The organism is Azospirillum formosense (assembly GCF_013340925.1).
GTDB classification, from domain to species: domain Bacteria; phylum Pseudomonadota; class Alphaproteobacteria; order Azospirillales; family Azospirillaceae; genus Azospirillum; species Azospirillum formosense.
Genome location: NZ_WHOR01000247.1, coordinates 1 through 8,810, shown reverse-complemented (window position 1 = coordinate 8,810; position 8,810 = coordinate 1). Strand labels below are relative to the sequence as shown.

Annotated in this window: 9 protein-coding genes; 4 read left to right on the top strand and 5 right to left on the bottom strand. The window is 68.3% G+C overall.

What is annotated here, in order from left to right; genetic code table 11:
- Positions 1 to 55: 55 nt before the first annotated feature.
- The 5 genes from GBZ26_RS23535 to GBZ26_RS23515 form a co-directional block, all read right to left on the bottom strand.
- A complete protein-coding gene (locus GBZ26_RS23535; protein WP_174440929.1) occupies positions 56 to 787 on the bottom strand; it encodes a maleate cis-trans isomerase family protein in 732 nt (243 codons plus the stop codon).
- A 17-nt stretch (positions 788 to 804) separates the two neighbouring features.
- Positions 805 to 2,136: an amidohydrolase family protein gene (locus GBZ26_RS23530; RefSeq protein ID WP_174440928.1), complete on the bottom strand. Its 1,332-nt coding sequence runs from the start codon at positions 2,134 to 2,136 to the stop codon at positions 805 to 807.
- A complete protein-coding gene (locus tag GBZ26_RS23525; RefSeq protein WP_174440927.1) occupies positions 2,133 to 2,915 on the bottom strand; it encodes an ABC transporter ATP-binding protein in 783 nt (260 codons plus the stop codon). Before GBZ26_RS23525 ends, GBZ26_RS23530 begins: the two co-directional genes overlap by 4 nt.
- A gap of 3 nt (positions 2,916 to 2,918) precedes the next feature.
- Positions 2,919 to 3,725 carry an ABC transporter permease gene (locus GBZ26_RS23520; protein WP_040136228.1) on the bottom strand — a complete coding sequence of 269 codons (807 nt, stop codon included), beginning with the start codon at positions 3,723 to 3,725 and terminating at the stop codon, positions 2,919 to 2,921.
- Positions 3,726 to 3,814: 89 nt separating this feature from the next.
- The gene (locus tag GBZ26_RS23515) at positions 3,815 to 4,828 is read right to left on the bottom strand and encodes an ABC transporter substrate-binding protein (protein WP_174440926.1); all 1,014 of its coding nucleotides are present in this window, start codon (positions 4,826 to 4,828) and stop codon (positions 3,815 to 3,817) included.
- Positions 4,829 to 5,052: 224 nt separating this feature from the next.
- Between GBZ26_RS23515 and GBZ26_RS23510 the strand changes: the two genes are divergently transcribed.
- The 4 genes from GBZ26_RS23510 (at position 5,053) to GBZ26_RS23495 (ending at position 8,809) form a co-directional block, all read left to right on the top strand.
- On the top strand, positions 5,053 to 5,787 hold the full coding sequence (locus GBZ26_RS23510; RefSeq protein ID WP_237907305.1) for a GntR family transcriptional regulator: 735 nt from the start codon (positions 5,053 to 5,055) through the stop codon (positions 5,785 to 5,787).
- A 578-nt stretch (positions 5,788 to 6,365) separates the two neighbouring features.
- Complete coding sequence (locus GBZ26_RS23505; RefSeq protein ID WP_167555933.1) at positions 6,366 to 6,533, top strand: hypothetical protein; 168 nt, start codon at positions 6,366 to 6,368, stop codon at positions 6,531 to 6,533.
- 151 nt (positions 6,534 to 6,684) lie between these two features.
- Positions 6,685 to 7,419, top strand: coding sequence for a proteasome-type protease (locus GBZ26_RS23500; protein WP_174440925.1), 735 nt, complete (start codon positions 6,685 to 6,687; stop codon positions 7,417 to 7,419).
- A gap of 226 nt (positions 7,420 to 7,645) precedes the next feature.
- Positions 7,646 to 8,809: an ABC transporter ATP-binding protein gene (locus tag GBZ26_RS23495; protein ID WP_211104922.1), complete on the top strand. Its 1,164-nt coding sequence runs from the start codon at positions 7,646 to 7,648 to the stop codon at positions 8,807 to 8,809.
- The last annotated feature ends 1 nt before the right edge of the window (position 8,810 follow it).

Genomic DNA, 8,810 nt, shown 5'->3' with positions numbered 1-8,810 from the left:
CTTGCGCGACGGGTCCCCTCCCTCTCCCCAGAGGGGCGAGGGCATTTTCAGGCCCTCAGCCATGCAGCTCGCGGAACAGGCTGCCCCAGCCTTCGACGCGGCGGGTGTCCACGCCGGTCATGCGCAGCGCCTTCCACACCACCGTGGACACCGTGTCGTAGACGGGGATGCCCAGCGCCTTCTCCATCCGCTCCGCCACCGGGGCGCCGCGCATGTTGGTGCAGATGATGGCGATGGCCTCCGGCTTGGACTCCGCCACCTCCAGGCACATGCGCTCGATGGTCTCTTCGCTCACTTCGGAGAAGGAGAAGTTGCCGCGGTCGTTCAGGTGCCGCTCCGCCACCACCTCGAAGCCGGCGGCGTTGTAGTTGGCGACCATCTTCTCCTGGATCTCGTGCAGATAGGGGCTGACGATGGCGAAGCGCTTGCGCCCGGTCGTCTCCAGAATCTCGTTCAGCGCGAGCATGGAGGTGCAGGCGGGGATGCCCGTCTCCGCCTCGATGGAGGCGCAGAGCTTCTCGTCCGCCGCGAAGCCCAGCCAGCCGGCGGAGGTGCCGTTCCAGCCGATCACGTTCAGCCGGGCGTCGGCCAGCAGCCGGGCGGCGTCCAGGAACGGCGCGTCGGTGAACTGGTCCAGCGCCGCGGCGCGCAGCGAGATCTCCTTCACCGTGAAGCGCCCGAAATGGGCGGTCACCTCCGGCAGGCCGCTCAGCATCGCGGAGGTGACGGGCTCCAGCACCGTGTTGGAGGACGGGGTCAGCATGCCCAGAAGGACGCGGTTGCTCATATCCATGGTTCTTTCGGTCAGGCGCGCGCCCACAGCGCGCGGGCGGCCTTGTCGGCCTCGGTGCAGATCTCGTTCAGGTCGGCGCGGACGGGACGCCCGTCCTCGACCAGCGTTTCGCCGTCCACCAGCACCATCTCCACGTCGCGCCCCTGCGCGGTGTGGACGAGCGTGCCGAGCGGGTTCATCAGCGGGCGCAGATGCGGGCGGCGGGTGTCGAAGACGACGAGGTCGGCCTTCTTGCCCAGGGCCAGCGTTCCGATCTCGTCGGCCATGCCGACCGCCTGCGCGCCGCCCAGCGTCGCCATGCGGAAGACGTCGGCGGGCTGCCAGGCGGCGGTGACTCCGCCCTGCTGGATACGCGCGGTGGCGAGCGCCCAGCGCATCGCCTCGACCATGTCGCCGTGCTGCGTGTCGGTGCACAGCGCCAGATTGACGCCGGCCTCCTTCAGCTTCGGCGTCGGCGCCAGCCGGCCCGAGGCGGCGTTGCACTTCGGCACATGCACCGCGTGCGCCCCGGCGCGGGCGAGGCGGGCGATGTCGGCGTCCTCCACATAGAGGCAATGGGTGGCGAGCAGCCGGTCGTTCATCAGCCCGCACTCGTCCAGCAGCTCCGCCGGGGTCAGGCCGGTGGACGCCTTCACCCGCTCCACCTCCACCCGGCTCTGCGCCAGATGGGTGTTCACGTGCATGGAGCGCGTCGCGGCCTCGTCGGCGAGGGTGCGCAGGAAGGCGGGAGAGCAGGTGTCCGGCGCGTGCGCGGCCATCTGCACGCGGATGCGCCCGCCGTTCGCGCCGTTCCAGCGGTCATGCAGGTCCAGAGTCCGCCGCAGCAGGTCGCTGCCGATGGCCGGGTCGAAGCGCCATTCCCCCTGGGCCACGCGGGCGAAATCCACGTCGTGGACGCGCCAGCTCGCATGGACGCGCAGGCCGAGGTCGGCGATGGCGTCCAGCGTCGCGTCGGCGTGGACGAAATGGTCGCAGATCAGCGTGGAGCCGGCGAGCAGGGCCTCCACCGCGCCCAGCCGGGCCAGCGCGCGGGCCTCCTCCGGCGTGGCGTCGGTGCCCTTGGGCACGCCCGGCGTGTAGGAGGGGGCGAAGCCCAGGTCGGCGGCCACGCCGCGCACCATCACCAGGACGGCGTGCAGGTGGGCGTTGACGAAGCCCGGCGTGACCACCCGCCCCGGCAGATGCCGGATCTCGGCGGCGGCGGGAAGCCCCTGCGATGCCGGAGCGAGATGGACAATGCGCCCGTCGCGGATGCCGATGGCGGCGTCGTCCACGACGCTGCCGAGCGCCTCGCCGGTCAGGGCGGTGACGCCGGTCAGCAGCAGATCGAGCCGGCCGGTCACGCGACGGCGGCCTGCCGTTGCTGCATGCCCTCCTCACGGATCAGGTTGAGGATGTGGCGCTTGTGGTCGTTGAAGCGCGGGCCGGTGGTGTCGCGCGGGCGCGGCAGGTCGAGCGCGATCAGCTCGCGGATGCGGCCCGGCCGGCTGGTCATCACGGCGACGCGGGTGCCGAGCACCAGCGCCTCGTCCACGCTGTGGGTGACGAAGACGACGGTGCAGCGCTGCTTCTGCCAGATGGCGACCAGCTCCTCCTGCATGTCCATCTTGGTCTGGGCGTCGAGCGCGGCGAAGGGCTCGTCCATCAGGATGACCTGCGGGTTCAGCAGCAGGGCGCGGGCGATGCCGACGCGCTGGCTCATGCCGCCCGACAGCTCCGCCGGGAAGTGGTTCTCGAAGCCGCGCAGGCCGACCATGTCGATGTATTCCTGGGCGGCGTCGCGCCGGTCGGCCTTGCGCCAGCCCTTCAGCCGCAGGTGGAAGGCGACGTTCTCCCACACCGGCAGCCAGGGCATCAGGTTGGCCTGCTGGAAGACCATGCCGCGGTCGGCGCCGGGGCCGTCCACCGGCTTGCCGCCCACCGTCACGGTGCCCTCCGTCGGCTTCTCGAAGCCGGCGATCATGTTCAGCAGGGTGGACTTGCCGCAGCCCGACGAGCCGAGCAGGCAGAGGAACTCGTTCCTCTCCACCGACAGGCTGACGTTGTCGATGGCCAGCAGGTCGCGCTTGCGCTTGGCGTCGCGGAAGATCTTGGTGATGTTCTGAAGCTCGATGGAAGCCATCGCTCAGCCCTCCCGGCTCTGGAGCGTGGAGCCGTGCTGCCAGTGCAGCGCGGCGGACATCAGGACCTTGATGAGCGCGTCGGTCGCGTAGCCGAGCAGGCCGATGCTGGCCATGGCGGCGAGCACGAGGTCGTAGCGCAGGAAGTAGTAGCTGTCCCACAGCACGTAGCCGAGGCCGCTCTTCACCGCGACCATCTCCGCCGTGACGGTCAGCATCCAGGCCGCGCCGATGCCGATGCGCAGGCCGGCGAAGATGCTGGGCAGGGCCGCGGGGAACACGACGTGGCGCAGAAGCTGCTGCTCCGTGGCGCCCATCATCGAGGCGGCGCGGATCAGGTTGCGGTCGGCGGTCTTCACCCCGTGGATGGTGTTCATCAGGATCGGGAAGAAGGCGCCGAGGAACACCAGGAAGATGGCCGGCTTGTTGGCGATGCCGAACCAGATGATCGCCAGCGGGATCCACGACACCGGCGGCACCGGGCGGAGCATCTGGATGGTCGGTTCCACCGTGCGCTCGACCCAGCGCCACCAGCCGATGGCGATGCCCAGCAGCACGCCGCTGACCACCGCGATGCCGTAGCCGGCGGCGACGCGCGTGGCGCTGGACAGGGCGTCGGCGAACCAGCGGCCGGTGTTGCCCTGCGAGGTCTCGTCGAAGCCGAAGATCCAGTCGCCCCAGGTGTGCAGCACCACCGACGGGGCCGGCAGCAGCGCCGCCGGCAGGAAGCCGGACCGGGAGAACACCTCCCAGGCGGCGAGGATGAAGAGAGGAACGACGGCGCGCTCCCAGGATTTCGACAATGCCGTCATGGCCCGGTTTTCCTATCCCGTCGAAAAGCAGTCGTAGGTTTCGCCCTGAGCCCTCGTCCCAGAGGAGAGAGGGCATTGAGCGGTTGCTCTTAGAAGCCCAGCTCGCTCTTCGGCTTCTTGGTCACGGCTTCGAGGAACGTGTAATCGAGGTTCTTCTCCGCGGCGGCGGTGACGTCGTTGGAGATGTACTTCAGCTCGCGCATCATCGTGGCGATGGCCAGCGTGCTGTCCTTGTGGATGGCGTAATCCGGGGAGGCGTTCTTCAGCGCCTCGGCGGCGACGGCCTTGTCCATGCCGGTGTATTTGTTGATGACGTCCACCCACACGGTCTGGTCGGACTTCAGCTTGTCGACCAGGGCGACGACCGAGCCGACGGTGGCCTCGACCGCCTTCGGGTGGTCCTTGATGACGTCGGAGCGGGTGACGATCAGGTTGGTCAGGTTGCCGGCCGCCTGGTCATAGGGCAGAGCGAAATGCGTGCCGACACCGGTCTGGCGGATCTGCGAGGCGAAGGGCTCCACCGTGCAGATCACGTCGACCTCGCCGCGCTGGAGGGCGGCGGCGTGGTCGGACGGGTTCGGGATGTTGATGAACTGCACGTCCTTGTTGACGTTGATGCCGTGCTTCTGGAGGGCGCCGCGCATGTGGATGTCCTGCGCGTTGCCGCGCGACGCCGCGACGCGCAGCGGCTCGCCCTTCTCCTTGCGCTCAGCGATCAGCGTCTTCAGCCCGTCCCAATCATCGGCCTTCAGGGTGATCCCCTTGCCGACGACGATCTCCGACCCACCGTTCACCTGGCCGGACACGGCCACCACGTCGAAGCCCTTATCGAGCGCCGTGATGTAGTGCAGGTAGGTGACCTGGGCCATGTCGATGCTCTTCGACACCAGCGCGGTCAGCACGTCGTTGCCGGAGTTGAAGTTGATCGCCTCGATCTCCACGCCCTTGGCGAGTTCCGGGGTCAGCGCCATCGGCAGGCAATGGGCGCATTTGGCGAAGCCCAGCTTCAGCTTCTCCGCGTCGGCCGCCTGAGCGGTGGCGGCGGCGGAGAGGGCGAGGAAGGCGGCGGTGACGGTCGTCAGGGTGAGGGACCGGAACGTCATGAAAGGAGTGCTCCCGATGCGGTTGCGTCCCTCCTCCTTTCGCAAGGCCCGTGCCAAATTGTATACAATATTATAATTGCCAATTTGTTGGCCGTTTTCAGCTGTTTAGAGCATACTAGCGAAGGCTGGCCGCGCGGAAGCGTGCTTGCCTGAATTTTGGGCAGAGCGCATCATTTCGGCATGCATGCCCAAGTATGCAGCACTTTCGGGGGTGGTGGGTCAGGATGGACAGGATCAAGACCATGAAGGCGCCGGCCCGGCCGATCCGCCGCGCGACGCTGCATCATTCCGCGGTGGAGGAGCTGCGGGCGATGATCCTGGACGGGGAATTGCCGCCCGGCGTCCGCGTGCCCGAGGTGCAGCTGTGCGAGCAGTTGGGAATCTCCCGCACGCCGTTGCGCGAGGCGCTGCGGGTCCTGTCGTCGGAAGGGCTGGTGGAGCTTCGCCCGCACCGCGGCGCCATCGTCGCCCCGGTCGACCCTGGCGAGATCGGCGCGATCTTCGAGGTGATGGACGCGCTGGAACGGCTGGCCGGGACGCTCGCCTGCCGCAACGGCTCCGACGCGGAGTTCGCCAAGCTCGACCGGATGCACGACCAGCTCGTCACCCAGCACGAGGCGGGGGAGCGTGCCGCCTACTTCCTGACCAACCGGCAGATCCACACACAAATCGTCGCCATGGCCCGCAACCCGGCGCTGGAGGCGACCTATGCCGGTTTCGCCGCCAAGATCCTGCGCGCCCGCTCCCTCGCCAACTACGACACCGGCCGCTGGCAGGAGTCGGTCGACGAGCATGAGGGGTTCATGAAGGCGTTCCGCCGCCGCGACGCCGAGGAAGCCGGCGCCCTGCTGGCCGATCACAGCCGCCGCACCGCGGTGGCGGTCATCCAGGCTCTGCGCCCTGCGGCGGTTCAGGGAGAAAAGGCGGCGGCCGGAGCCGAGCCGATGGACGCGGGCTGAGTCGTTCGATTGAGGCTTGAATTATGCTGCAGCGCGGAATATATTAGTTTCACTGACGCCTTTTTGGGCGTTTCCTCCCTAGACTCGGGCCGCCGGAGCAATCCTGGCGGCCTTTTTCTTTGCTCGGCGCATCTATGGTTTTGCGCGTCGCAGCAAGAAAAAGCCGCAATGTCTGGTGGAAAGCAAGACCCTGAAAGTGAAACACGCTGCTGCCGTCAAAGCCCTGCGGGGGTGCGAGGGCTTGAGGCATGCAGCGTGTTGCATTGTGTGCGCGCCTTTGTTTTTGTGCGGCGCGCCCTTGCTTTCACGGACTACCGAGTCCTCCCTAGACTCCGGCCTGACGCTGTTCGCAGCGCTACGAAAGATAGACCATACGTACCCGCATGATGTCAATGGGCACGGCGGCCGGAGGAGTATGTTTTTTCGCCTATGACCTTGCGCCGGACCCCGCAGGTTCCAAGCGAATCGGAACATGACCGCCTGCCATCGTAGGGACCGGCCGATCGCCGCGCGTACCATCGCCATCTTGGTTCACGTCATGCCCGCCGGGCATCGGAACCGACAATGGAGGAAGCACCATGGCCGACGAACGGAACCCGAACCAGATGGGCAGCCAGAACGAGCGGAAGCAGGGGCAGCAGACCCAGGACAATCCGAAGAACCGGCAACAGGGGCAGGACCAGGCGAACCGGCGGCAGCAGGACATGGACCGCGACCAGGACGAGAAGGGCGGGCAGCAGCGCTGACCGCGCATCGCGGCGAGGCGGGACATGATGTCCCGTCTCCCGCGATGGGTTTGCGGCGTGCTGGCTTTTTCGGCATACACTGGGGCGGCCGGCCGGCCGCCCCTTTTCGCGTGGGCGGGCCGGCTTCCGCTGGGAGGAGAGAGGACGGACCATGACCTACTGCGTCGCCCTGTATCTGGATGACGGCTTGGTGATGCTGTCGGACACGCGCACCAACGCGGGGGTGGACCACATCTCCATCTTCAGCAAGATGCATGTCTTCGAAGAGCCGGGCGACCGCATGATCGCCCTGATGACCGCCGGCAACCTGTCGCTGACCCAGTCGGTGATCGCGCTGATCCAGGAAGGGGTGGAGCTGGACGGCGAGATCCGCACCATCTCCAGTGTGAACGGCATGTTCCAGGCCGCCCAACTCGTCGGCGCCGCCGTCCGTCAGGTGTGGAAGCGGGACGGCCACGCGCTGAAGGAGCAGCGGGTGGATTTCGACCTGTCCATCATCCTGGGCGGCCAGATCCGCGGGGACCGGGTGCGGCTGTTCCACGTCTACGCCGCCGGCAATTTCATCGAGGCGACCGCCGACAACGCCTTCTTCCAGATCGGCGAGCACAAGTATGGCAAACCGATCCTCGACCGGGCGCTGAACCACAACACGCCGATCGAGGAAGGGATGAAGCTGGTGCTGATTTCCATGGACAGCACCCTGCGCTCCAACCTGACGGTCGGTCTGCCGCTCGACCTGATCGCCTACCGCCGCGATTCCCTGAAGCTGGAGACGAAGCGGCGGATCGGCGAGGACGATCCCTGCTTCAAGGAGATCAGCGACGGCTGGTCCCAGGCGCTCCGCGAGGCGTTCCGCTCCTTGCCGCCGCCGCGCTGGGCCGACTGAGGGAAGCGGGTCAAGGAGCAGCTTAAATTTTAGGCACATTCGGCGGGCAGTCTGCCCAGCTTAGCGCCGCGCCCGAATGATGACTTTGAGGTGAACACCAGAGTATGCGGGGGTGCGGGGCCGGATCGGCCTCGAACCCATGGGATTGGCACGCGGGTTGCTCTCCCTCTGTCCTGCGACGCGCCACCGGGGGTCCCCGCCGGTGCGCCCTACCAGGACACGCCCCATGGCCGCACTCCAATCCGCCCGTTCGCACCGCCACCCGTCCCCGCAGCCCGCCGCGGAGGTTCCCGCAGCGCCGGCTGGCGTCGCGGTGACGCTGGACGGCATCACCCACCGCTTCGGCGCCTCGACCGCCGTGGACAACGTGACGCTGGAGATCAAGGCTGGCGAGCTGGTGGCCCTGCTGGGGCCGTCCGGCTGCGGCAAGACCACGCTGCTGCGCATCCTCGCCGGTTTCCAGGCGCAGACGCTGGGCCGTGTCGTCATCGGCGACCGGGTGGTCGACAGCCTGCCGCCCGCCGGGCGCGGCGTCGGCATCGTCTTCCAGAACTACGCCCTGTTCCCGCACATGACCGTGGCGCAGAACGTCGCCTACGGGCTGGAGGCGCGGGGGGCCGCCCGCGACGCCGTGCGGGCGCGGGTGGAGGCCATGCTGGGTCTGGTGAAGCTGGACGCCATGCGCGACCGCTTCCCCAAGCAGCTCTCGGGCGGGCAGCAGCAGCGCGTGGCGCTGGCCCGCGCCCTGGCGATCCAGCCGAGCATCCTGCTGCTCGACGAGCCCTTCGCGGCGCTCGACAAGAATCTGCGGCTGGACATGCAGATCGAGATCAAGCAGCTCCAGCGCCGCTTCGGCATCACCACCATCATGGTCACCCACGACCAGGAGGAGGCGCTGAGCATGGCCGACCGCATCGCCGTGCTGAGCCGGGGCAAGCTGGAGCAGTTCGGCACGCCGGAAGACGTCTACGACCGTCCCGGCACCCTGTTCGTCAACGGCTTCGTCGGCAGCGCCAACCAGTTGCGGGGCCGCGTCGTCCGCGCCTCCGGCAGCGTCGCCGAGGTGGCCCTGGAGGCCGGCACCGTGCTCTCCGCCGTCACCCCCGACGCCGCGCTGGCCGCCGGTGATCCCGCCATCCTCTGCGTGCGCCCGGAGAACCTGCGGCTCGCCACCGAGGCGGCGCCCCAGCAGATCGCCGGCACCGTCGAACTCGCCCTGCCGCTCGGCCCCGTGGTCGTCTACGAGGTGCGCACCGCCGATGGCGGGCAGGTGAAGGTGACCGAGCCGCGCGTGGCCGGCGCCGCGCTGCGCGCGCCCGGCACGCCGGTCCGGCTGCAACCCGTCTCCCCCCAGACCTGCCGCGCCTTCGCCGTTCCCGCGGGCGCCTGAC

Bases quoted from the DNA above. Each gene is read 5' to 3' on its own strand.
- GBZ26_RS23535 (WP_174440929.1), bottom strand. From the start codon at position 787: ATGAGCAACCGCGTCCTTCTGGGCATGCTGACCCCGTCCTCCAACACG.
- GBZ26_RS23525 (WP_174440927.1), bottom strand. From the start codon at position 2,915: ATGGCTTCCATCGAGCTTCAGAACATCACCAAGATCTTCCGCGACGCC.
- GBZ26_RS23520 (WP_040136228.1), bottom strand. From the start codon at position 3,725: ATGACGGCATTGTCGAAATCCTGGGAGCGCGCCGTCGTTCCTCTCTTC.
- GBZ26_RS23515 (WP_174440926.1), bottom strand. From the start codon at position 4,828: ATGACGTTCCGGTCCCTCACCCTGACGACCGTCACCGCCGCCTTCCTC.
- GBZ26_RS23510 (WP_237907305.1), top strand. From the start codon at position 5,053: ATGGACAGGATCAAGACCATGAAGGCGCCGGCCCGGCCGATCCGCCGC.
- GBZ26_RS23505 (WP_167555933.1), top strand. From the start codon at position 6,366: ATGGCCGACGAACGGAACCCGAACCAGATGGGCAGCCAGAACGAGCGG.
- GBZ26_RS23500 (WP_174440925.1), top strand. From the start codon at position 6,685: ATGACCTACTGCGTCGCCCTGTATCTGGATGACGGCTTGGTGATGCTG.
- GBZ26_RS23495 (WP_211104922.1), top strand. From the start codon at position 7,646: ATGGCCGCACTCCAATCCGCCCGTTCGCACCGCCACCCGTCCCCGCAG.